General features: G+C 62.3%; 26 protein-coding genes and 2 pseudogenes. 17 read left to right on the top strand and 11 right to left on the bottom strand.

The genetic code is table 11. The annotated features are described in order from the left end of the window. Window positions 1–13: 13 nt before the first annotated feature. On the top strand, window positions 14–688 hold the full coding sequence (locus tag MAB_RS23730) for a methyltransferase family protein (protein ID WP_005112583.1): 675 nt from the start codon (window positions 14–16) through the stop codon (window positions 686–688). Window positions 689–704: 16 nt separating this feature from the next. On the opposite strand, the gene MAB_RS23725 is transcribed toward MAB_RS23730, so the two are convergent. From MAB_RS23725 to MAB_RS23705, 4 genes and pseudogenes are all read right to left on the bottom strand, one after another. After that, window positions 705–1157 (bottom strand): hypothetical protein, encoded by a 453-nt coding sequence (locus MAB_RS23725; protein WP_016891714.1) that lies wholly within the window; start codon window positions 1155–1157, stop codon window positions 705–707. A 47-nt stretch (window positions 1158–1204) separates the two neighbouring features. Continuing rightward, window positions 1205–1825 carry a TetR/AcrR family transcriptional regulator gene (locus MAB_RS23720; protein WP_005091624.1) on the bottom strand — a complete coding sequence of 207 codons (621 nt, stop codon included), beginning with the start codon at window positions 1823–1825 and terminating at the stop codon, window positions 1205–1207. A gap of 223 nt (window positions 1826–2048) precedes the next feature. Continuing rightward, window positions 2049–3280, bottom strand: a pseudogene (locus MAB_RS25230) (glycosyltransferase). Then, window positions 3280–3924: a TetR/AcrR family transcriptional regulator gene (locus MAB_RS23705; protein WP_005091626.1), complete on the bottom strand. Its 645-nt coding sequence runs from the start codon at window positions 3922–3924 to the stop codon at window positions 3280–3282. Before MAB_RS23705 ends, MAB_RS25230 begins: the two are co-directional and overlap by 1 nt. A 253-nt stretch (window positions 3925–4177) precedes the next feature. Between MAB_RS23705 and MAB_RS23700 the strand changes: the two genes are divergently transcribed. The 4 genes from MAB_RS23700 to MAB_RS23685 all read left to right on the top strand — a co-directional run bounded on the left by MAB_RS23700 (window position 4178) and on the right by MAB_RS23685 (window position 7224). Further along, window positions 4178–4480: a hypothetical protein gene (locus tag MAB_RS23700; RefSeq protein ID WP_005091627.1), complete on the top strand. Its 303-nt coding sequence runs from the start codon at window positions 4178–4180 to the stop codon at window positions 4478–4480. Between the two features lie 49 nt (window positions 4481–4529). Continuing rightward, complete coding sequence (locus tag MAB_RS23695; protein ID WP_005079665.1) at window positions 4530–4835, top strand: hypothetical protein; 306 nt, start codon at window positions 4530–4532, stop codon at window positions 4833–4835. A 921-nt stretch (window positions 4836–5756) separates the two neighbouring features. Continuing rightward, window positions 5757–6329, top strand: a complete 573-nt coding sequence (locus MAB_RS25500; RefSeq protein WP_371666684.1) for a C40 family peptidase — start codon at window positions 5757–5759, stop codon at window positions 6327–6329. A 118-nt stretch (window positions 6330–6447) separates the two neighbouring features. Next, on the top strand, window positions 6448–7224 hold the full coding sequence (locus MAB_RS23685; protein ID WP_005079667.1) for a glucose 1-dehydrogenase: 777 nt from the start codon (window positions 6448–6450) through the stop codon (window positions 7222–7224). On the opposite strand, the gene MAB_RS23680 is transcribed toward MAB_RS23685, so the two are convergent. Next, window positions 7218–8030: an alpha/beta fold hydrolase gene (locus tag MAB_RS23680; RefSeq protein ID WP_005079668.1), complete on the bottom strand. Its 813-nt coding sequence runs from the start codon at window positions 8028–8030 to the stop codon at window positions 7218–7220. The two genes, MAB_RS23685 and MAB_RS23680, sit on opposite strands and share 7 nt — an antisense overlap. A gap of 11 nt (window positions 8031–8041) precedes the next feature. Further along, window positions 8042–8461 (bottom strand): TIGR03618 family F420-dependent PPOX class oxidoreductase, encoded by a 420-nt coding sequence (locus MAB_RS23675; protein WP_005079669.1) that lies wholly within the window; start codon window positions 8459–8461, stop codon window positions 8042–8044. Between the two features lie 136 nt (window positions 8462–8597). Between MAB_RS23675 and MAB_RS23670 the strand changes: the two genes are divergently transcribed. Both MAB_RS23670 and MAB_RS25440 read left to right on the top strand, forming a co-directional pair. After that, window positions 8598–9278 carry a hypothetical protein gene (locus MAB_RS23670; RefSeq protein WP_005114797.1) on the top strand — a complete coding sequence of 227 codons (681 nt, stop codon included), beginning with the start codon at window positions 8598–8600 and terminating at the stop codon, window positions 9276–9278. Window positions 9279–9306: 28 nt separating this feature from the next. Then, a pseudogene (locus tag MAB_RS25440) lies at window positions 9307–9423 on the top strand (carotenoid oxygenase family protein); the annotation flags it as partial. A 3-nt stretch (window positions 9424–9426) separates the two neighbouring features. Here the strand turns inward: MAB_RS25440 and MAB_RS23660 are convergent. Beyond that, window positions 9427–10992, bottom strand: coding sequence for an acyl-CoA carboxylase subunit beta (locus tag MAB_RS23660; protein ID WP_005091631.1), 1566 nt, complete (start codon window positions 10990–10992; stop codon window positions 9427–9429). Between the two features lie 120 nt (window positions 10993–11112). Here MAB_RS23660 and MAB_RS23655 point away from each other — a divergent pair, with 120 nt between their 5' ends. Genes MAB_RS23655 through MAB_RS23625 form a run of 7 tightly spaced genes read left to right on the top strand, consistent with a single transcriptional unit; the run spans window position 11113 to window position 17633 of the window. Then, window positions 11113–12270 (top strand): LuxE/PaaK family acyltransferase, encoded by a 1158-nt coding sequence (locus tag MAB_RS23655; RefSeq protein WP_005112567.1) that lies wholly within the window; start codon window positions 11113–11115, stop codon window positions 12268–12270. Continuing rightward, complete coding sequence (locus MAB_RS23650) at window positions 12270–12671, top strand: iron-sulfur cluster assembly scaffold protein (protein WP_005079675.1); 402 nt, start codon at window positions 12270–12272, stop codon at window positions 12669–12671. The genes MAB_RS23655 and MAB_RS23650 overlap by 1 nt, the downstream gene beginning before the upstream one ends. Next, window positions 12646–13836: a cysteine desulfurase family protein gene (locus MAB_RS23645; RefSeq protein WP_005112565.1), complete on the top strand. Its 1191-nt coding sequence runs from the start codon at window positions 12646–12648 to the stop codon at window positions 13834–13836. The genes MAB_RS23650 and MAB_RS23645 overlap by 26 nt, the downstream gene beginning before the upstream one ends. Further along, complete coding sequence (locus tag MAB_RS23640) at window positions 13833–14939, top strand: ABC transporter permease (protein WP_005112563.1); 1107 nt, start codon at window positions 13833–13835, stop codon at window positions 14937–14939. Before MAB_RS23645 ends, MAB_RS23640 begins: the two co-directional genes overlap by 4 nt. A gap of 5 nt (window positions 14940–14944) precedes the next feature. Beyond that, a complete protein-coding gene (locus tag MAB_RS23635) occupies window positions 14945–15661 on the top strand; it encodes an ABC transporter ATP-binding protein (RefSeq protein ID WP_005095617.1) in 717 nt (238 codons plus the stop codon). Next, on the top strand, window positions 15658–15963 hold the full coding sequence (locus MAB_RS23630; protein WP_005079679.1) for an acyl carrier protein: 306 nt from the start codon (window positions 15658–15660) through the stop codon (window positions 15961–15963). Before MAB_RS23635 ends, MAB_RS23630 begins: the two co-directional genes overlap by 4 nt. Window positions 15964–15986: 23 nt before the next feature. Beyond that, entirely contained in the window at window positions 15987–17633 is a 1647-nt protein-coding gene (locus tag MAB_RS23625; RefSeq protein ID WP_005079680.1) for an AMP-binding protein, read from the top strand. Here the strand turns inward: MAB_RS23625 and MAB_RS23620 are convergent. Next, window positions 17616–18524, bottom strand: coding sequence for an amidohydrolase family protein (locus tag MAB_RS23620; protein ID WP_005079681.1), 909 nt, complete (start codon window positions 18522–18524; stop codon window positions 17616–17618). The genes MAB_RS23625 and MAB_RS23620 overlap by 18 nt on opposite strands. 156 nt (window positions 18525–18680) lie before the next feature. Between MAB_RS23620 and MAB_RS23615 the strand changes: the two genes are divergently transcribed. Both MAB_RS23615 and MAB_RS23610 read left to right on the top strand, forming a co-directional pair. Next, the gene (locus MAB_RS23615; RefSeq protein ID WP_005063881.1) at window positions 18681–19394 is read left to right on the top strand and encodes a DUF1326 domain-containing protein; all 714 of its coding nucleotides are present in this window, start codon (window positions 18681–18683) and stop codon (window positions 19392–19394) included. A gap of 196 nt (window positions 19395–19590) precedes the next feature. After that, window positions 19591–20379 (top strand): SDR family NAD(P)-dependent oxidoreductase, encoded by a 789-nt coding sequence (locus tag MAB_RS23610; protein WP_005079683.1) that lies wholly within the window; start codon window positions 19591–19593, stop codon window positions 20377–20379. Between the two features lie 73 nt (window positions 20380–20452). On the opposite strand, the gene MAB_RS23605 is transcribed toward MAB_RS23610, so the two are convergent. Together MAB_RS23605 and MAB_RS23600 are read right to left on the bottom strand one after the other, a co-directional pair. After that, window positions 20453–20737 (bottom strand): hypothetical protein, encoded by a 285-nt coding sequence (locus tag MAB_RS23605; RefSeq protein WP_005079685.1) that lies wholly within the window; start codon window positions 20735–20737, stop codon window positions 20453–20455. A 216-nt stretch (window positions 20738–20953) separates the two neighbouring features. Further along, window positions 20954–21268, bottom strand: coding sequence for a hypothetical protein (locus tag MAB_RS23600; RefSeq protein WP_005079686.1), 315 nt, complete (start codon window positions 21266–21268; stop codon window positions 20954–20956). 148 nt (window positions 21269–21416) lie between these two features. Here MAB_RS23600 and MAB_RS23595 point away from each other — a divergent pair, with 148 nt between their 5' ends. Then, on the top strand, window positions 21417–22034 hold the full coding sequence (locus MAB_RS23595) for a CGNR zinc finger domain-containing protein (RefSeq protein WP_005079687.1): 618 nt from the start codon (window positions 21417–21419) through the stop codon (window positions 22032–22034). Window positions 22035–22037: 3 nt separating this feature from the next. Here MAB_RS23595 and MAB_RS23590 read toward each other — a convergent pair whose 3' ends face one another. After that, entirely contained in the window at window positions 22038–22697 is a 660-nt protein-coding gene (locus tag MAB_RS23590) for a DedA family protein (RefSeq protein WP_005079688.1), read from the bottom strand. Window positions 22698–22746 lie beyond the last annotated feature (49 nt).

The raw sequence follows: 22746 nt of genomic DNA, 5'->3' as shown, positions 1-22746 counted from the left end.
GACAGGTGGGCTTGTGAAAGCCATTGCGAAAGTTGTCGCGTTCGGAGTCGTTGAGCTTGCCGTCTTCGGGCTGGTGTTGTTCCTGCTCGCTGGCACAGTCGATTATTGGCAGGTTTGGACATTTCTGGTGGTGTTCGCGCTGTCGACGTGGATTCCCACGGTCTATCTGCAGCGGGCCGACCCCGCAGCGCACCAGCGGCGTAAGCGGGCGGGACCGGTGGCCGAAACCCGGAGTCTGCAGAAGGTACTCATCGGAAGTTGGTATTTCTCCCTGGCCGCCATGGTCGTGATCAGCGCCCTTGACCATCGCTTCGGATGGTCGTCGGTGCCCCCGGCGATCTGCGCGGCAGGTGATGTCTTGGTGGCGGTTGGACTGGGTGTGACCAGCCTGGTGGTCGTCCAGAACGGCTTCGCGGCCTCCACAGTTCGGGTGGAGACGGGCCAGACTCTGGTCACGACCGGTCTGTACGGGCTTGTGCGCCACCCGATGTACACCGGCAACTTCATCACCATCGTCGGGTTTCCGCTGGCCCTTGGCTCGTACTGGGGCCTGGCCTGCGTGGTGCCCAGTCTGTTGGTGCTCATCGTGCGCATTGTCGACGAGGAGAAGCTACTCGTCGAAGAGCTCGACGGATACCGCGCGTACACACGGGCCGCCCGCTATCGCCTCATGCCGTACGTATGGTGACTGTTTTCGCCGAGTGTCACGAGAACCATTGGGCGCGCGCGAATCCGGCTAGCAGAACACTGAATCCGCCGATTTCGCCGAGGATGAGCAGTGCCATTGCCAGATACAGCCCGATGGTGGGCTTTTCGAACTGATTGGTGGTGTCACGAAGCGCTCCGTGGGCGATGTAGCTGGCGATCGCCGCGACGAAGAAGAAGACCAGCATCATTGCGGCGGTGAGGTTTACCCAGCTGGGCCACGCACTCAGTTCGACGAATACTGCGGTGAGCAAGGTGGCGAACGAGTAAAGCAACGCCGCTCGATGTGCGGTATCCACATACGGGTGAGCGAGGTGGTTTGGGCCGGTGACCATCTGGCGGTATTTCCACACGCCCAATACCAGTGAGAGTAGAAAAATGAGTCCTGCGGCGAGCAGCGTCACCGCGGTGTCGGTACTCAAAACGTACCCCGATGCGATCATCATGGTCATTCTGCCGTGGGGATTGGGCCGGCATGGATTCGGTCCGCACGGTGTCGCTACTCGCCGTGCCGAAGACCCTCGAGCCCTGCCACAATGAGCCCTAGGCCGAAATCAAACTCCTCATCGAGCGGGACGAGGGTGACGCCGGCGGTGGCCAGTGTGGACGGGTAGCTCGCCAGATCGATATTTTCGACGAGCCGGGTCAGCATCGCGATATCGGCCTCGCTTGCCCGATGTTCCGCACCTATCTGATTTGCGAAGCCCAGCACGTAGCGGCCCAGTGTCATGTAGATGCGAATCGCCTCGGCCGGGGAGAACCCCGCTTGGAGACAGAGCGTGAGTGTGTGTTCGCGAATCATGAAGACGTTGGGTCCGACGGGAATTTGGTCGGCCAACAGCATGGCCACATTTGGATGGCGGCGCAGGGCGTCGAACAGTGCCCGTGAACTAACGATGCATGCGTCTTGCCACGGCATTCTCGCCAACGCAGGATCATCCAACTGAACCTCGCCGAAGACCCGATCGACAACGTGCGCGACGACCTCGGTGCGATTTGCAAAATGGCGGTAAATGGTCGCGGTCCCGGAGTCGAGCCGCCTCGCCAATGCCCGCATGGAGAGGGCCTCACCGCCCTCTTCGTCCACGATCTGCAAGGCCGCGTCGACGATCGTTTCCATGGGCAGGGGCGGGCGACCTCGCATGCGTCGCTCGTCCGTCATAGCGGTCAGTATGTCTGTCTTGACAGCGCGGGGCAATTACGGCAACACTGTTGCCGTAATTCTTTTAGCAGGTATGACCAGGAGACCGCGACCGAGTTCACACCCCGCCGATGTTGGGGATCGACTCACGAGGGGTGTCGCGGACTTCCTCGGTCACCTGCAAGGATCTGCAGACCGGGACTCAGCCCAACAACCGGTTGACAGACGAGACCACGTGAGCCGCCCCGTCCTCGGCGGCGAGCAAGTCGGAGATTCGCCGCGCCCGGATCTTGATTCCCGGGTCGGTCACCGCGGTGCGGATGGCGGCTGCGAGGCGTTCGACCGTCAGGGTGCGCTGTGGCACCGTATCCGCGCTGAGCCCGAGATCGCGCAGCCGCCGAGCCCAGAAGGGCTGATCGCCCAGGCCGGGTACGGCGACAGTGGGGACCCCGGCGCGTAAGCCGGCGGCGGTTGTCCCTGCGCCGCAGTGATGTACGACAGCGGCCACGTGGGGAAACAGCCAACGGTGCGGCACCTCCGTTACGGTGAGGGTGGTCTCATCGCCGACATCGATTCCTGCCCAGCCTGCTTGTACGATGCCCCGCACCCCGGCCCGGCGTAGAGCGCTCCGGACGAGTTGCGATATGTGCTCTGACTGCTTGGCAGAGGTCATTGTGCTGCCGAATCCGACGTAGACCGGTGGCGGGCCCGCCCTGAGGAAATCGACAAGTGCGGCGTCGGGGCGCCACTGTGGATCGGTTTGCGGCCACCAGTACCCGCAGATCTCCAGGCCGGGACGCCAGCCTGCGGGCCGTGGCACGATGTGCGGCGAAAAGCCGTGTAGAACAGTCCATCCCGCTTTGGTGCGTTGCTCGCGTAGCCGCCTGGCCGATACTTTGGGTAGGCAGAAATCGCGGCGAAAGCCGGCCGTGACGCCGCCGTAGAATCGATCTACCAGCTCAGCCCGGCCCGTGACGCCAGCCGATTACCCGTCGGCCCCGCGGACCACCCCCCGAGCGTGGCCGGGGGAAAATCGGCGGTAGCAGAGTAGGGCTGGAATCGGATTCCCGCGCAGGGGATGCCTTTCGCCTCGGCCAGCGGATGCCCGGCAAGTTCTGAGAACGGCGACAGCAGCAAGATGTCGGTAGGTGTGTCTTGCAATGCTGTCAGCAACGCGGTACCGAGAGACCGCATGCCTTGTGGAGCAAGGAATTGGAATAGTGCTCCCGTGACGTCGACATCGGCCTCATCGGAAGACTCACGGGGTTCGGAGACACCACGAAAACCTATGCCACAGCTGCGGACAAGCGACGCGAAGCGGTCGTATGCGGTGAGGGTTACCCTATGGCCGGCCTGCTGAAGACGAGCGCCGACGCCGGTCAACGGGGCGACGTCACCGTGGCTGCCGAGCGCGGCAATGACGATATCTGCCATCACGCGTTACGGACCATTCGGCTGAACATCTTCACCAGGTCGTCCGAATAACGATGCACATCGAACTCCGGATCGCGCAGTATCTTTTCAACCACCGCGTTGACGGCCGCCTGCAGTGCGATGGCAGTCGAATCAACTGGGAAATAACAGAATTCGCCCGTCTTTTGACCGGCGCGCAGTAGGGTTGCGGGGTCGAGCTGGGCAAGCTGTTCGGACAACTCGGGTGTCAGTCCGAGGTCGCCAAAATGCTTGCCGCTATGGGGTTTATAGCTCGTGCCAAGCTGCGCCAAGGCGGTGAGCTGCGGCCGATGCGTATCGAAATAGTCGATACTGGAGCGGATATAGGCCGCAAGCTTGTCCGTCTGTGTGCGCGCCCGGTTTATCGCAGGGGGCACAGTCTCGAGCGCGGCCTGATACATGGACGCGATGACCGCCTCGATGAGTCCGTCCTTGGTGCCGAAGTGGTACAGCACCACACTCATTGCGATGCCGGCGCGGTCGGCGATCTTTCGGATCGTGGTCTGCGGATAGCCCACCTCTGCGATGACGTCAATGGCGCACGCAATGATCTGCTGCCGGCGGGCGGTCTCGGTGAAGGTTCGATCGCGGCCCCTTTTAGATCGCATGATCGAATTATAGATCATCTGATCTACACCGATGTGACGGTTTCGCCTGGTTAACGGACGGTTAACGGCTATATACCACTTTTCCCAGACCCCAACCCCCATGGGGTACTCTGAGATTTAGCTGAGAATCAACCGAACATCTCATAAGTTGGGAACTAGGTGATCCTTGAAGCCGTTGAACTGGGTGAATGCATCAACGTTGATGTCTTAGGCAAGTGATGTCCACTGCCCTGGCCATTAGCAAGTTGACCGAGCAGAAAGGAAACATCACATGAATAAGTCAATCGTTGCAATGCTTGGCGGAGTCGGTGTCGCGGCGACAGTGGCCTTGCTGGGTGCACCGATCGCTGCGGCGGGCCCGACGCCTCCTCCCGGCTGCTACGCGGGTAAGAGCAGCGTCAACAACCCTCAGGGGTCCTGTGTGACGCCTGGTGGCGTCGCGTATGAGCAGGGTGCTCACCAGCCGACTTACGAGGGCGCCAATCCGCACGTTCCGCTGGGGACCAACCCCCACGTTCCGTACGGCACGTACAAGATCAACCCGAGCCAGTCACCCTCGCCCGACAACGCATAACCATCTGTAAGGCGGCTTCGTCTTCAACGATGTAGAAGGAGCGCAACCAATGAAGAAGATCATGGCAGTGACAGGCGCGGCGCTCAGTGCTGCCGGTCTGTCTCTTGCGACAGCGGCAGTCGCGCTGGCAGGCCCCACGGAGAGCCCGGATTCGGTGATCAACGAACTCAAGTCCAATGGGTACCGGGTGATCGTCACCAAGGTTGGATCGGAACATCCGTCGCAGTGCACCGTCCAGGGAGTGTCACAGCAGTCTGGTGTTCAGAACGTGCAACCGGGCCGCAATATGCGTAATCAGCCGACGACCGTTCCGACCGCGGGGCAAAAGGTCGCGTACGTGACGCTAGCCTGCTAGCTGTGCATGCCGGGCGGCGGCGATATGTGGCAGTGATGGTCTAACAAAGATCGTTGCGCCGTATCGCCGCAGCCCAATGCGCAGGCGCGGTTTGCCGTCGCCACCCATGCCGCCGTGTCGGCATCTGTATGCGATCGCCGCGTCGGCAACGGAACCGGGGGACACGTTCACCCGCGGCACCAGTCGACGAATTTGGGATGCGGGTGGTTGCTACCGATCATGTGGACGATGACTCGAGCCCGTATGCCGCAAGCGTGGCGGCATTAGTTGTTATCCAACCGTATTCGGCTTCCTAGGTAATGGAGGCTACTGGCTCCGATTCCTCTGTCTGCCGCGGGCGCCGGTCGAAGTCGCGTCAAAATTATTGTTAATAAGCGATTTTCGACAGCACCATCGGTGCCGGGTGCTGTCGGTTCGGTGACAGATGTGAAATCAGGTCCCGCCGGATGCGTACCCGCTCACGCGATGTGTGGCCCGCAGTGGCTGCACCACAAACATCTGGGCAGGAAGCAGATTCAAGGAGTTCGGCTGGGCAGGTATTCGGGGGTGCGAGCCGGCCGTTGATGTCTCTGTCTGACTCATACAGGAATCGACTGTGGGGCTTCATTTTGGACCCAATGAGTGAATGTGAAACCCCGAATGGAGTAGCGCGCAAGCCATTCCACATAGTGGGACGAAAGGTGGGCAAAAGGTGGGATAGGTAACAGAAAATTTCCTGCGTTGATGCAAGTGATGCGCAGATGTGCAGGAACGGTGATGCACGCCGGTGGTGCGTAGCAAATTCCATGCCGAGGCCGCACGGCCGTCGACAAACCGATGATGTCCTGCATGTTTGTCCGACTGGACGAACGGTGGGGGATGCACTACCGTAATCAGTAACGCGTTGGCGGACAGTAATTCTCACCATAATTCTCAGCAACTATGACGGAAACCACATATTTTGGCCGGCCGTCAAGCTGCTTGTTAGCGTCGCGTCCCATGTCTGATCTCGCTGCTTTGCTGGCGTTTATCCATCAGGTCTCGGGTACGCCATACATCTCGGGCGGAGACACAGCACGGGGCACCGATTGCTCCGGCCTTGCCTCTTGGGTGGCCAACGTCGCCACCGACCGCCCCGCATTCGGTTCACGGTTCAACACCGGGAATCAGGAGCGCGCGCTTCTCGCACGTGGTTTCAAGTACGGCACCGCACCCGGTGCACTGGTGATCGGTTGGAATGGCGGCCATACCGCTGTCACGTTGCCTGACGGCACCGCCGTGTCCAGTGGCGAGGGCGGCGGTGTTCGGATCGGTGGTGGTGGCGCGTACCAGCCCCAGTTCAAGCGCCACATGTACCTGCCCATGGACAGCGACGACGCGGCTGGATCTGCGCCATTGGACGTACCGGCCGACGCCGAAGGTCCCGAGGTGATTCCCGCCTCGGTGCTTGTGCCACAGCCCGAATCTGTGCCCGCTGACGAAGCGCCCGCTCAAGTCGCTCCGGTCGAAATCTAGCCCGATCCCTAAAATTCTGGTGCGCCTCACAATTCGGCGCTCCGGTGTTGTCGCTCACGTCTCCCGATAGGCGGGAGACTCTTACTGCTGGCTGACGGGCCTGTGGTTGCCTGTAGTCGTGAATGGCAATTCTGCTCTGCTGCAAGGAAAGAACGTCATCGTTACCGGCGGCGCTCGCGGACTGGGCGCGGCCTTCTCGCGCCACATCGTGTCGCAGGGTGGTCGGGTCGTGATCGCGGATGTACTCGACGGCGACGGGCGTCAACTGGCCGCCGAGCTCGGCGATGCCGCCCGGTTCACGCACCTGGACGTGACCGACGCGGAGCAGTGGCGGGAATTGATCGACACCACGCTCGCAGGATTCGGCACTATCACCGGCTTGGTGAACAACGCGGGCATCTCCAGCGCCGCAATGGTCGCTGATGAGCCGCTGGAACACTTCCGCAAGGTGATCGAGATAAACCTGGTAGGCGTGTTCATCGGCATGCAGGCTGTGATCCCAGCCATGCGAGCACACGGATGCGGTTCGATCGTGAACATCTCGTCGGCCGCCGGCCTCGTCGGGCTGGCGCTCACCTCCGGATATGGCGCGTCTAAATGGGGCGTGCGGGGCCTGTCCAAGGTCGCGGCCATCGAGCTGGGGCGCGAGCGAATTCGCGTCAACTCCGTGCACCCCGGTGTCATCTACACCCCGATGACGGCCAAGGAGGGCTTTCGGGAGGGGGAGGGCAATATGCCTATCGCCGCCATGGGGCGGGTGGGGAACGCCGACGAGGTGGCCGGCGCTGTCGCCTACCTGTTATCGGATGCCGCGAGCTATGTCACCGGCGCGGAGCTGGCCGTGGACGGCGGCTGGACCGCAGGCCCTACTCTCACAACGATCACGGGTCAATGATTTCCGCCCGCGGCCTTCAGTAGCCCGAGGACTTCCTCTGCCACCCGCGCGGGTAATTCCAGTTGGGGAAAGTGTGTGGCCCCGTTCAGGCGCTTATAGCTGAACCAAGGATTGCGATGTTGGAACTCGTCGTGCAGATCGTCGTAACCGGTGCGCTCGCGTGTGCAGAAGATGTGGTGCACGTGCGGCGGTTCGGCCATCTTTTCCATCCGTGACATCGGCGAGCCCCAGGTGACGTACGCATCCTCGATGACACGGCCTGCGCGGGCCCAGACGTCGAATCCGAATCCACCCATCTCGGAGCGGATGTGCCGGTTGACGGCCGCGTTGTCACTGCCGGCGAGCCAGGCACGCAGGAACTCCAGACGGCTTGACTGCCAACCCATCGGATCGCGAAATGCTCTGATGCCCTGGAGGAATTCAGGGGGCGCGGCCGTCATGATGAGGTCAACGAGCATCACTGCGGGTACCCGCGTTGTGCCCAGCCGGTCGGCGAGTTCCAATGCCGTCCAGCCGGCGTGGGCGTGTGCGACTGGGACGAATGACCGGACGCTGAGAGCATTGAGCAGACCGATGATATCTGAAAATTGTTCCGCAGGACCAAAATCGGCGACGGGCGTGCGATCGAGACCGTGCCCGCGCCAGTCCATGCGAATGACGCGATGGTGCGGGACGAGGTAGGGCAGAATCTCGTCATAAGCACGGTGATCATGTCCCCACCCGGTGAGTAGCAGGATAGCGGGCCCGTTGTCCAGGCCCTGGTCGTCGAAGGTGAGTTGTGTGCCGTTGATGGAGATGGTGTACATCGGGTTTCTCCTTAGAGGGCGGCGTGGACACGGAGCGGGCATACACGCACGATGACTTCGCCAGGCCCACTGTGATGTTCGTCCACGTAGGCCTCTGCGCGATCAGCACCCAAATACCGGGCAGTGATATCGATCAGGGCGGTACGGACCCCTGATTCATCGGTATCCACCTTTGCCTCGCCCTGTACCTGAACATATCGATACGGTTCGGCCTGCGTCGCGACTGTGATGACAGTACGTGGATCACGTTGCACAGCCTTCACTTTAAGTGTTTTCAAATGCGTGACGAACTGAAGATGATCGTCGGTGAGGCGATACCAGACGGGCAGAATCAGCGGACGCCCATCGGTGCCGAGATATCCCAGCTGCCCAACGAGGGCGGGATCGGAGTCGAGGAACTTGCGTACTGTCGCGTCGTGGATCGAGGTCATAGCTGACCAACTTAAAATCTCAAGCGCACTTGAGGTCAAGGCGGTGGGTCTCGGGCCCGCGCGCTGTGACAGTGGTGTGGCGGACATCTATCGCATACCGCCCAACCAAGCGGCGTGTGGGGATAATGGACGGGTGATGCGCCAGATCGCGTTCGGTGTGACTGCTATTGCGCTCGTCGTAGTCGGGCCGTCCAGCGGATATGCCCGTGCCGATCCGCAGGCCTGTGTGCCGGGCGATGTGGCCCGGCCCCAGGGCGAGCTTTTCGCCAGCAACAACACCGCCACCATCACCGATCCGGCAGACGCGCGTCTGCAAGATCCACTCGATGATTTCTCGGTGCAAGTGAGCGCCATGACCGTTCAGAACCTGGCTCTGCCCGTGCGATCAACCCGCGTCGACGGCGTCTACTGGTCGCAGGACAACGATCGCATGACCTACGAGCGGTCACGGGCCTTTGAACTCGCCTGTGTGGATGGCGATGACCTCTACAGCATCGGGGAGCAGGTCGGCCGGCGGTTCGGACAGGAATCGGTGCTGACCTTCGAGTATCTACCCGCCGGTGATGCCCGGGTAAATGCGGTGGCGGTGGAAGTTCCGGGTGTTGACCGGGTCCGGTTTCATGATGTGCTGCTGACCGACCCGGCCGCGCGTGCGGCGCTGTCCGGGGGATCGGTGACTGAAGACGGCTGGTTGATCCTGATCGCGGACGTCAAAGACATCGGTATCGCCCGGCGGTTGGTCGACGCTGCTGGAGGTCGTTGGCAGGATGTCGCCATCCAATACGGGAAACGCGAGTTCGTGGAGACGGCGCCCTAGCGATTCATCGGCTCTGTTCAGCGGGGGTTCCCGGTGTGCGTTGGCCATCCTGGATGCGCAGACCCTGGAGGACGTCGCGACGATCAAATTGCCGCATCGCGTGCCCAGCGGATTCCACGGTAACTGGGTGCCGAGCACCGGCTGACCGTCACCAGGTATCGACAACAGATCGTCTGAGCGGCAGCGGTTCCCGCATGGCTGCGGCAAATGTGGAGGCGACCAGCGACCGTGTCTCGGCCGGGTCGATCACATCGTCGATCTCAAAGATCTGAGCAGCGTTGATCGCCTTGGCATTCTCCTGCGCCGCGGCTGTGGCCTGACGGACGGCCTCCTCCCGGGCGGACTCGTCGGCAATGGCCTCCAGTTCTTTGCGCAGACCCAGGCGCACCGCGCCCTCCAGCCCCATCGGGCCCAGATGCGCGTTGGGCCAGGCGACCGTGAGAAGCGGCTCGTGCAGGCTACCGCCGGTCATGGCTTGTGCGCCAAGGCCATACCCACGGCGCAGGATGACTGACACCAGAGGTACGCGTAGTGCTGCCCCGGCCACGAGCATGCGGGAAGCGCGGCGGACCAACGCCTCGGCTTCCGCAGCCGGACCTACCATGTAGCCAGGACAATCGACCAGCGAGAGCACCGGAAGTCCGAAGGCGTCGCACAGCTGTAGGAACCGTGCGGCCTTATCCGATGCCGCGGCGGTGATGGCCCCGGCCATCACCATGGAATTGTTCGCGAGGACGCCAATGGGCCTGCCTTCGATACGTGCGAGCGCGGTCGCCATCTCGGGGGCGAATTTCTCTCGCAGAAAGGTCACCGAACCGGTGTCGGCAAGCGTCTCGATGATCGGCCGGATCGGATAAGCACGCCGGGCACGTTCGGGAATCATTGTGCGCAAGGCGGTTTGGTCAGCACCATCGCCGGGCGCCACCGCGCCCTGGAAGTAGCTGATGAGTCGTTTGGCCACCGTGACGGCCTGCTCCTCGTCGTCCACGACAACATCGACCACACCGTTTGTCGACTGGACGGCAATGGGCCCAACCTCGTCGGGGTGGACCTCACCGAGTCCACCGCCCGCGATCATGGCGGGACCGCCCATGCCGATCGACGTGTCCTTGGTTGCCACAATCAGATCCGAGCAGCCCGCGATGACAGCGTTGCCGGCGAAACACCGGCCGTTGACCACGGAGATCCGCGGCACTACCCCCGACAGCGCCGCCCATAGCTTGAAAGCGCGGACGTCGAGCATCGAGACCACTGGGTAGTCGGTGTCGCCGGGGCGGCCGCCGCCCCCTTCGGCAAAGAACACCGTCGGGAGCTTCATGCGTTCGATGAGGTCGAAGAGCCTGTCCTTCTTGTGATGCCCCAGCGCGCCCTGGGTTCCGGCCAGCACGGTGTAGTCATAGGACAGCACGGCGCATGCGCTGCGGTCAGCGCCGAACAGATTGCCGTTGACGCGTGCGGTCCCGGCCACCAGTCCGTCTGCGGGTGTGCGGGCGATCAAGTCGGCGAGTTCGCGACGGCGGCGTTGTGCGGCAATGGCGAATCGTCCGTATTCCACGAACGATCCGGCATCCACCAGATCGGAGATATTTTCGCGCGCGGTGCGACCGCCGGCCGCATGGCGGCGTGCAACCGCATCGGGGCGAGCGGCGTCCTCTGTGAGCGCACGTCGCGCTAGTAGCTCGACGTGGTCCTCGCGCAATTGCTCATCGGCCATGCCGCGAACTCTTCCATACCGCTGTCGGAACACTTGAAGATCTGCGGGAACTTTTTCTCACGGTGATTCGACCACTCCTCCGGTGCCCTGTGTGGGCTAGGCAGTCAAAGGAGATGTGCAGTGGATTTGGTCACCATGCTCGGAATGCCGGGGGAAGCTCTCCGGGTGACGCGAGAGGAATGGCGAAGGTCGCTCACCGATGTGCTGCGTGAATCTTTCGCACTGCACTTCGAACGCAATGGCTTCTATCGTGCCCAATGCGATGCCGCAGGCCTTATCCCGAGCGGTATTCGCGATGGCGCGGACCTGCATCGAATCCCCTTGCTGCCGGTCAGCATGTTCAAACAGGCTGGCGCACATGTGCTTATGACCTGCGGACTCGAGGACGTCGAGATCGAGATCCGGTCCACCGGCACCAGTGGAGTGCCGTCGGTGGCACGGCGCGATTCGATGACAGTGACCAGGGCATCAGTGGGAATCTTCGGCGGGTACCGCGATTTTCTGGGCATCTCCCAGGGTGCGGGCCTATTCCTGTGCCCGTCGACGGCCGAAGTGCCGGAGATGGGCATGGTGAAGATCTTCAATCTGCTTACCGGCATGCTCGACGACCATCGCTACGTAGTGCGGGAATACTCGTTCGATCCGGACGAGGCATTGGCGCAGCTGCGGAACTGGGAGGGGAAGATGACCCGGCATCTCATCGGGCCGCCCTTCATCATCGCCAGATTCATGAAGTACCTGGAGTTGGAAGAGATTCCGCTTACGCTCGACCCCGACTCGTTGATCATCATGCTCGGCGGCTGGAAGCAGTACACCGGCAACTCGATCAGCCGCGATGACTTCAACGAGAAGGCGCAGCGCGTGCTGGGAATCGACCCCACCCACATTCGTGACATGTACGGGATGATCGAGTCCAACATGCTCGCCATCGAATGCGAGCACCAGCGTAAGCATGTGCCGCCGTGGTGCTATGTCTCCATCAGGGACGTCACCGACGCCTCCGTCGAACTGGAGCCGGGCAAGACGGGCGGGATAGCGATCCTCGATGCACTGAACACCGCGTACCCGGGCTTCCTGCTATCCGACGACATCGGTGAAGTGGACGAAAGTGACTGCCCGTGCGGCCGCACCGGTCAGACTGTCAAGTTCCGTCGTCGTCGCCAGGGTGCCGAACTGGGATGCTGCGCGGTGAGTATCGAAAAATACATCGATTCACAGGAAGTCGTCGCTGAGTGCGAGCTGGTTCCTGCCGGGGCCACGCCAGGGGCGACCGGCTAGTGCCCCGTTTCAGTCCCGCAGTCATCGATCACTTCACCAATCCGCGCAATGCGGGCCGCCTAGATCAGGCCGATGTCACGGCCTTCATCGGAAACCCCGTGTGCGGTGACCAGATCCTGTTGAGCGCTCAGATTCGCGACGAGGTAGTCAGCCGGATCGGCTTCGAGGCCTACGGGTGCTCGGCATCACTGGCCGTGGCATCCATTCTGACCGAGCGTCTCAGCGGGATGCCGGTGCGCGACATCGAAACGATCCAGGCGGCGCAAGTCATCGAATGGTCGGGGGGTCTTTCACCCGAGCAGCAGCACGTCGCAGCCCTCGGCGCCGACGTCGCGCAACGTTTAGCCAACAACTACCGCAACGGAATTCACGAAGATGTCAGCGCCCTCCCAGGTTCTTAACCCACCCACGCAGGTTGCCCCCACCGAGATTTACTTGGACTACGCGGCCACGGCGCCGCTGCATCCGCGTGCGGCGCAGGCCGTCCTGAACGGACACCAGCTGGTGGGCAACCCGTCGAGCCGCCATGGCGCCGGCCGCGATGCCGCGGACGCCCTCGCCGCCGCGCGGAAGACCGTCGCGCGGCTATTGGGAGCCGATGCCGAGGAGGTGGTACTGACCTCCGGCGGGAGCGAAGCGAACACCCTGGCTTTATGGGGAACCTTTGCCGCCGTGGGTTTTCGGGGTCATTTGGTGACATCCTCCATCGAGCACCCGGCCGTCCTTGCGAACGCGCACGCGCTACGGGACTTGGGCGTGCAGGTGACCTTGGTAGATCCCGCGCCGTCGGGCCACATCTGCTCCGCAGATGTGGCCCAAGCGTTGCGACCCGACACCACGCTGGTATCGGTGATGCACGCCAACAACGAAACCGGTGCCATTCAACCGGTTTGGGAGATCGCCGATATCGCCAGGCAATCGGGGGTGGCCTTCCACACTGACGCGGTCCACACCGCGGGGAAGTTGGATCTGACGGTAGTGGGCGCCACCATGATGTCGGTGTCGGCACACAAGTTCGGCGGCCCACGCGGAATAGGTGCGTTGCTGGTCCGCAGCGGGCATCGGCTGCTGCCGGTGACGCGTGGAGGTCCGCAAGAGAACCGGTTGCGCGCCGGCACCGAGAATGTGCCCGGTGCACTCGGTATGGCCGCCGCGGCCGACGTGTGCCTGCGTACGGTGGAGAGGGAGTATCGGCTGGGTATGCGGAAACGACGGGAGCAGTTGATCGACGGACTGCGCGCGGTGGGCGGGGTACATCTCAATGTGACCGAACCTGTTTTGGAAGAGACCGTGAGCGTGCGCTTCGACGGGGTTCGCGCCGACACTCTCGCCGACCATCTGGACATGCATGGCATCTACGTATCCACCGGATCGGCTTGTCACGCTGGGGAAGACACTGTTTCCCACGTGTTGCGGGCAATGTGCCTGACCGAGGACCAGGCGCGCGGAACGGTTCGTTTCTCGCTGGGCCCGGGTGTGTCTCCGGCAGATGTCGACACGGTTGTCGCGGTTACGGTCCAGGCCGTGCACAGACTGCGCGCAACGGCAGGAGGGATGATCCGTTGATCGTCGCTGTCAAGAATCTTGTCGCCGAACGTGCCCGCTTTGTACTTTCGGTTGTCGGGGTGGCCGTCGCGGTCATTCTGGTGCTGGTTATGTCGGGGATCTTCGTCGGCACGACCAACCAGGTGACCACCTATATCGACCACTCCAAGGGTGCGGTGTGGGTGGTTCAGCCGGGTGTTTCACAGATGTTCCGGGCCGTCTCGTGGCTTCCGGCGGAGGGCAAAGACCGGTTGTTGAAGGTTCCCGGCGTGCAGTCGGCCGAGCCAATACTCGGCCTTCCATCGGACTTCGTGCACAAGGGTGGACACACCGCATACTTCGTTGTCGGCTATGACACTGCCACCGGGATAGGCGGACCCTGGTCGCTCGCCGAGGGGCGCAATGTCGCGGGGTCTGGTGAAGTGGTGCTGGATCGAGTGCTGGCGAAGAAGAATAAGATCCATCTCGGCGACACCGTTCGGCTTGTGGACGGTGACTTTACGGTCGTGGGCCTGTCCAAACAGACCGCGGCCGTCGGCAATTTCTACGCCTTCATCTCCCTAGTGGATGCCGCGCATCTACTACGAGCTGGAAATCGGGTGTCCTACTTCCTGGTTCAGCCGACAGTGGGGTTCACCGGCGACCAGGTAGTCGATTCGGTGAGGAAGTCGGTGCCGGGGATGGACGCCTTCACCTCGGAAACGTTCGCGGAGAACAGCCGCGCCATTGTGATTTCGATGATTGGTCGGCCGCTCAGGACGATGATCGGGATCGCCGCGCTGGTCGGGGTGGCGCTGGTGGGTTTGACCGTACTCGCGGTCACCACCGAGCAAATGAGCGATTTTGGCGTACTGCGTGCGCTGGGTGTGCGTCCAGTGCAGCTGTGTCGCACCGTGATTGCCCAAGCGGCGCTGATAGCGGGGCTCGGATACATATTGGGTGCCGGCATCACCTACGGTGTTCAGTTCCTGGTTAAGGACCGGCTAGGAGATGTGACGGTGGAGGTGACCCCCGCAATGCTGGCCGGGATGGCGGCGGCGACCGGCGTCATGGCGGTAATCGGATCACTCATCCCGGTCCGGCGGGTAACACGGATCGATCCCGCTCAGGCGTTCCGGAGGTGAGTGCAATGAATAGTCCTGAAAGGCCAAATGTTTCACCTGAGCCGGTCCTGCAACTCAAGGGCGTTGCGCACCAGTATGGAACCGGCGCCGCGGCGGTGCACGCGCTGAGGGGCCTGGACCTAACAGTCAATACCGGTGAGGTGGTGCTTGTTGTCGGCCCTTCCGGTGGTGGCAAGACCACGGCATTACTCGTCATGGGCCTACTGCTGACTCCGGTCTCGGGCCTGGTCAGGATTGGGGGCCGGGATGTGGGTGAGCTCGCGGAGCGAGACCGCGCACACATCAGGTTGGAGAAACTGGGATTTCTGTTCCAGGAATACAACCTACTGAACGCGTTGACGAGTGCGGAGAATGTGGCCCTGCCTTTGCGTTACGCCGGGGTGAGCAAGGACAAAGCCATGTCACGTGCGCGGGGCTTGCTGGCCGACGTTGGGATGGAGCATCGGACCGATCACCGTCCACCGGCGCTTTCGGGCGGTGAGAAGCAACGCGTTGCCGCCGCACGCGCGCTGGTGGCCCGTCCGGGCTTGGTCCTTGCCGACGAACCGACCGCGAATCTGGATTCGGCAACCGGCAAGAGGGTTGCCGCGCAGCTCGCGGACGCGGCCCGAAGCCAAGGGGCGGCGGTGGTGATCGTGACCCACGATCTACGCCTTACCGATATCGCGGATCGAGTACTGCATCTGGAAGATGGCGTGCTGCTGGAGAAAGAGAACCAATGACCGAGATGGTAGTGCTTCCGGAAGATGCGGAAATCATCGGCGCCCTCCGAGGCGCACTGATCAAGCTACTTCCCCCGGAAGACCTGGCACAGGTGGATCTTGACGCCGTGAATGCGCAGACGGCACTGCTGGGACTACCCGTGGACTCCGTGGTGCTGATGGCGCTCATGAACGAGATGGAGGACCGATTCACGGTATTCATCCCGGAAGAGGACGCCTTCGCGTTCAGCGTGGTGGGCGATATCGGCGCATTCATCCGGGGGCGCCTGCGCGCCAAGGCCGTGCGTCGCGAACAGGCATGAGCGATAGGGGGATTCGCCAGCATGTGGAGATCAATGCGCCGGCTATGAGGTCCGGTGCGATTGATTATCCCGGGCTGCTTCGCGCGGGACTGGAAGAGCTCGATTTCTACGATTCGCGACGCCATCTGTACACACGTGCGGGTGCAGATCTGGTTGTTGACATCCGGATCCGTGCCGCGGCGCTACGCGAGCGTGGACTGAGGCGCGGTGATCGAGTCGCCATGACCGCCGCCAGCGACGAAGAATACCTGGCGACACTGTTGGCTGTGCTGTTGTTGGGTGCGGTGCCCTGCGCGATCGCACCGCCGCCCACTCCCTCGAGGCCGGACTCCGCGGGAGTGGCGCATCTTCGCGCCGCGCTTGAGGTATTGAGCCCCGCTGTGGTCATTGCCCAGCCACGTGTCATGGTGGCGGTCGTGCATCCAAACGTGTTGGCATATGATCAGCTTGGCGATGCCAATCCTATTGAATGGGAGCTACTTTCGACTGCACACCCAGCAGACGTGCACCACATACAGCTTACCTCAGGCTCGACCTCCGCGCCGAAGGCAGTAGTGCTGACCCATGGCAATGTCGTGCACAACGCCAGTGCAATCGCCTACGGCACAAGGGCATCGCGGAGGCGCGATCGGGTGTTCAGCTGGCTGCCCTTCTATCACGATATGGGTTTTATCCAGGTGTTGGCCGCACTGCTCTACGGTCTCCGAGTGGGGGTGATGACCCCGATGGGATTTCTGCGCGATCCGATCTCCTGGCTACGACACATGTCTCATCACGGGTCGACTCACACCGCGGGTCCACCGTTTGCGTATCGGGCGGTATCGGACGCGATCGGTCGCGGTGACCCGCTTGTAGATGTGGATCTGTCCTCCCTGCGTCATGCCTACGTGGGTGCCGAGCCCATCCCTTATCCGGTGGTGTGTGACGTCACCGCGCGGCTTGGTTTGTTGGGTATGCGTAACGACGTGTTGGTGCCGTGCTACGGCATGGCGGAAACAGTCCTCGCGACAAGCATTGCACTGCAACCGTATCCACCGGGAGAAACAGCGTTCGGTCGGGTGTACGGTCGGCGTAGTCCGGAGAATGGCCAACTGGTTGTGTCGTGTGGTCGGCCGGTCGACGGCTTGCGGCTGCGCGTCCTTTCGGCCGAGGGCGAAGTACTTGCTGATGGAGCTGTCGGCGATATTCAGGTGAGTGGGCCGTCGGTCATGCGCGGCTACTTGCGTCCCGACGGTGGGGTAGTCGCGCCCGAGGGCGGATGGCACAGCACTGGTGACCGCGGCTATCTCGACGGCGGTGAACTCTTTGTGGTGGGGCGTCGCAAGGAGATGCTCATCGTGCGGGGTCGCAACTTCCCGCCCTACGACGTCGAACGGCAAATCGACCAGCTCTCTGGCGCGGGTGGAGTTTCCGTTGTGTTCACGGTGCAGGATGAACGGCGCGCCCGCGAGTCGGTTGTGGCCGTGGTGGGAACGCGGGCGGCCGCACGCGAGTACGAGGGATTGCGTAGCCGTGTGGCCGGTGGTGTGCGCGCCGCGTTCGGGTTTTCACTGGATGACGTCGTCGTGGTGCCGGCACGCGCGATTCCGCGGACCACGAGCGGAAAACGTCAGCGACTCAAGGTGCGTGAGGCGTATCTGTCCGGGCTGTTGTCACCGGCCGGAGGCTGAGGTGTCAACACCGAATAGCCTTGCGCCATTGTGGTACAGCACATCGCGCATCCAGGCGTCATCGATCCCGGGCATTCTCCGTAGCGCGGTGATGGCCTCGGCGTATCCATACGGGATGTTCGGGAAGTCACTGCCGAAGTAGATCTTGTGACCCATCTCGACGAGCCGTGGGTAGTCGGATTCTGGGAAGGGCGCTTTCTCGTTGGAGAATGCGGTGAATGCCATTGTGGTGTCCAGCCGCACCTCGTCGTGCTGCTCGCACAGATCGAGAAACTCGCTGTACTCGGGCATGCCCATGTGCGCGACAATCAGCCGTAAGTGCGGGAATTGTTTGAGGAGAGCCGTGACCGGATCAGGGCCGGTGAATTCCCCCGGTGCCGGGCCCGACCCGCAGTGGATCACCACCGGAACGCCGGCATCCTCGATGAGGCCCCACACCGGGACCAGCAGCGGATCGGTCGGGGAGAAGGCACCGACCTGAACGTGGACCTTGAATACCCCCACTCCCGCATCGATCGCCTCACGTACGTAGTCTGCGGCGCCGGGTTCGGGAAAGAACGTGGCGGTGTGAATGCAGTCCGGGGTCTGTGCCGCGAACTGGGCCGCCCACTGGTTTAGCCATGCCGCCATCTGCGGCTTGTGGGGATAGACCAACGAGGTGAAGCGGAGCACCCCGAAGTCGCGCAGGGTCGTGACCCTCTGGGACTCATCGGCGCGGTAGGTGATGGGCCAGGGGCGCCCGACCAATGGCCCCGCCGAATCGAAGTAGGCCCACACCTTGTCCATGACGGACTTGGGCATGAAGTGGGTGTGCACGTCCACGATCCCGGGAATTCCCAGTTCTTGCCAGATCTGTCTGACGGGCGCCGGGTCGAAGGCTGATTCGGACATACGCCTATCTATATCAACGCCTATCTATATCCATCGATCGGAGAGGAGCATCCGGCGCTTCCGAATATACCCCCGTGGGGTACTTGTCAGGGTGCGCACGCTGCTGCTACGTTGGGACCGCTAGTACCCCTGGGGGGTATGGAAAGGAATGGACAAATGTCAGCGACGGAAACCTACGACTGGAATCTCAAGGGCGATTGGTTCGATGTGTGCAGTTGCAAGCTGCCGTGCCCATGTAGCTTCGCGCAGGCGCCAACTCACGGCGACTGCCTGTTCACCTTGGTGTGGCATGTCAGTGAGGGGCATTGGGGCGATGTCGATTTGAGCGGTCTGGGTGTGGTCGCTCAAGGCGAGTTCCAGGGCAACATGTGGATTGGAGATCCCGATGCGACGATGAAACTGATGTTTTACATCGACGAGGACGCAGACGCCCGCCAGCGGGTGGCGCTCGAACGCATCTTCACCGGTAAAGAAGGTGGCTGGCCAGCCGAGTTCGCAAGCCTTATCGAGGAGCTACGCGGTATCGAATACGTGCCGATCAAGTTCGACAAGGCAGAGGACCTTGCGAGCTGGAGCGCGGAGATTCCAGGGAAGGTCGATCTGCATGTCGAGGCGTTGACAGGTCCGACCGCCGATCCCAATCGCCGGGTCACGACCGCGAACGCGCCGGGTGCGGAGGTGGGTCCGGGGCAGATCGCGACATGGGGAGTGGTGAAGAAGGATCATTCGGTCGGGTTCGAATGGTCGCATGAACACAGTGGTGGCTCGAGCAAGCATTTCCCGTTCGACTGGCGCCCGGATGGCGCCGTGCCGACGGTCTCGGACGAGCTGGCCGGAGCACAACAGGGCGGATGCTGCTGCTCGAACTAATCGGCGCGCGGCCGCATCCGGGGTCGGACCCCGGATGCGGTCCGTTCGTGTGCGACGGGTTGACCTCAAGTCCAGTTGAGGATTTTCCGTCGCGGGTATGACCTTTAGGCCAATCACCTTCAGTGGAGCAGCCGCCCGGGCGTGACCTGCCCCACCTGGGGAATGAAGTCAGGGGCGGAAGGTCTTCAATGGATACGTGAACATTGACCTGACGGGTAAGACAGCGCTAGTAACGGGATCTACGCAGGGCATAGGACTGGAGATCGTGCGTCAGCTCGCGGCTAGTGGCGCGCGTGCTGTGGTCAACGGGCGATCGCAGGAAAGGGTCGACGCGGCGGTCGCCGAGGTCGGTCTTCAACATGGCAGCGTTAGTGGTGTTGCTGCCGACGTTTCGACCGCTGACGGTGTCGAGCGGCTTCTCAAGCAGCTCCCCGAAGTGGACATTTTGATCAACAATCTGGGCATTTTCGGCGCCACCCCGGCGCGAGAGATCACCGATGAGCAATGGCGGAACTATTTCGAAGTCAATGTGCTCTCCGCTGTGCGCCTTATCCGTGCGTACCTGCCGGCGATGATCGGGGCCGGATGGGGCCGCATCATTCAGATTGCGAGCGACTCGGCGATTGTCATTCCGCAGGAGATGATCCACTACGGCGTGTCGAAGACTGCACTGCTCGGGGTGACACGCGGATTCGCGAAGGACGCGGCCGGCTCAGGTGTCACGATCAATTCGGTGATCGCCGGCCCGACCCACACCGCTGGGGTGGAGGACTTTGTCTACCAGCTCGTCGACAAGTCGCTGCCCTGGGATGAGGCACAGCGCGAATTCATGAAAAGGCACCGGCCCCAATCGCTGGTGCAGCGCCTGATCGAGCCGGCGGAGATCGCAAACCTGGTGGTCTACCTCAGTTCCCCGCTGGCTTCTGCCACCACCGGCGCCGCGGTGCGGGCTGACGGCGGTTACGTGGACTCGATCCTGCCTTAGGCATTCGGTATTCGTTCACAGACGAAGGGCTGCTTCCGAAGCCAATCCGGAAGCAGCCCTTCGTTGTTCCGCCCTAGTTGATGCCGCCGATGTACTGGCCGCTGGGAGGCGGGGTGTAGCGCATCTGAGGCCCCGAGTTGTTCATCGTGTACTGGCCGGTGCCCAACCGCGCGTGGTCCCGATTGCCGCCCCCGTTGCCGTTGTTGCCGGCGCCCGCGGCCAGGGAAGACGTGGGCGCGGTGGTCAGTTCGATTGCGGCATAGGTGGGAACCAGGATCGCCAGACCAATGCCGGCCGCTGCGACAACGCGGCGAACGCTGGTGGAGATTGCCTGCGAATTGGCGGTGATGGCAGTCATTTTGTCTGTGCTCCAATACTTTTAAGATCTTCCTGCGATGCCTCCTACAACGCGAGTGGCATCTGTTGCCATCCGTAAATGCCTGTGATAAAGCAGTCCGTCCGGTGCGGAATAGATCCGGCAGGCGAGTCGTTCGATATTGCAAGACAGTCGAATACGCCAACACGGAGCCGCGCGGTCACATGGCCGCACGGCTCCGTGTTGGCGTGAGATGGGTTAGTTGTACGAGGGGCACGAGATGTCGACGTACACCGTTGAGAAGGCGGTCGCGCCGCGCAGCCCTTCGATCCCCGTCACCACGCACTCAGACAACGGTGCCGTCGGAATTCCATTCAGCTGGACCGTGTAACCCTGCGCCTGCAACTTGTCCACAGTGTCCGATGCCGACGATCCGCCGCCGCCGGCCGCGGCGGCCTGTGCGGAGGAGGTGAAGGAGGCCACCGCCATGGCGGCGAGCGCGGCGAGTGCGACCAGGAACGAAACTGCCGACCGGATGACTGATCGAGTGAAGGAGGCGCGAGGGGTGTACATGGCAGTTTCCTTTTTCATGAGGTAGAGCAAAACGAAGTGCTAACGCTTACGGCAACGTGTATCCATTAGTGGGTATTTCCGCCTCCACTGTTAGATAGACCACATGGTTACAACTGGCGCTATCCATTAGAAAAGTTAGAGTTGGGGGATGGGTACGAGCACGGCGGGCACGATCGCCGCCGTATTGGGTGAACCGCTTCCCGTGGAGCTCATGAACACCATTCGCGGCGGGCGGGGAGATCTCCGAGACGCGCTGGACAGCGACGAATCCGTCTATGAATGGCTCATGGCGATGGCGGACCGGATCTTGGCCGAATCGGGAGCACACACCATCGCCTTCTCTCCGGAGGACGCGAGACTTGTCGCCCGTGACCTCAGGGCGCTACGAGACGCGCTGCGGAGCTTGGCCGCCGAGATCACCGAGGATCCACGTCCGGCGACATCCCGGATGACCCACACGCAGGCTGTCGCGACCATTAACGCGCTCGCCGATGCCCGGGCGGAGTTGGTGTGGCCCGCGGACGGAGAGCCGATCCGAGCGGCGGCGGTGCGCGGATCCCAGGCGCGGTTGGCCGTCGGTTTGATCGCGCGTCAGGCAATCGACTTCTTCGGTGGCCCGCCTCGGCATCAGCTGCGAGCCTGCCTGGCGCCGCGCTGTGTGCTCTACTTCGTCAAGGAGCATCCGCGGCGGGAATGGTGCACGCCGAAGTGCGGCAACCGGGCGCGGGTCAAGCGACACTATGACCGCCAAAGTACGGGGTCCTGATGATCAACCGTTCTCGGTGACAGCGCGGCGCTTCTCCAGGTACACCTTTGCTGCCGTTGCGGCGGCGGGCAGCGTAGACAAGATGGCGATGACCAGGATGATGATGTCCAGGTGCTCGCCAACGAATGCGATGTTGCCCAGGAAGTATCCGACCACGGTCAGCCCGGTGCCCCATGCGGCACTGCCAATAGCGTTGTACAGCAGGAATGTTGGGTAACGCATACCTGACATGCCGGCGATGACGGGAGTGAAGGTTCGCACCACGCCGATGAATTGCGCGATAAGCAGTGTCTTGGGCCCGTGCTTGTCGAAGAACTCGCGGGAGACCGTCAGATATCGCTGCTTGAAGAAGCGCGCGTCTTCCTTCTTGAATAGTGCCGGGCCGAGCCGACGTCCGATGAAGTACCCGCATTGGCTGCCCAACAGCGCCGCCAGCGCGGCGCAGGGCGCCAGGACCTGGATGGCGACCGGAGAATTGGGCTGCGCGGCGATCAGTCCTGCTGAGAACAACAAGGTGTCGCCAGGCAGGAATGGAAACAGTAGTCCGGTCTCGATAAAAACGATGACCATGACGCCGGCCAGGACTGCACCGCCGAACAGGCCGCCCTCACCCAGCCAGTACATCGGATCCATGACGTCCGCGGGCGCCAGACCCATGTCCATGGCTGGAAGCTAGCCATGGAACATTGCTGGACAGGAAACAACACGAGAA

It is taken from the genome of Mycobacteroides abscessus ATCC 19977, assembly GCF_000069185.1.
GTDB classification, from domain to species: Bacteria; Actinomycetota; Actinomycetes; order Mycobacteriales; family Mycobacteriaceae; genus Mycobacterium; species Mycobacterium abscessus.
The sequence above is the reverse complement of the archived record's forward strand: the minus strand, read 5'-3'. Positions and strand labels throughout refer to the sequence as shown.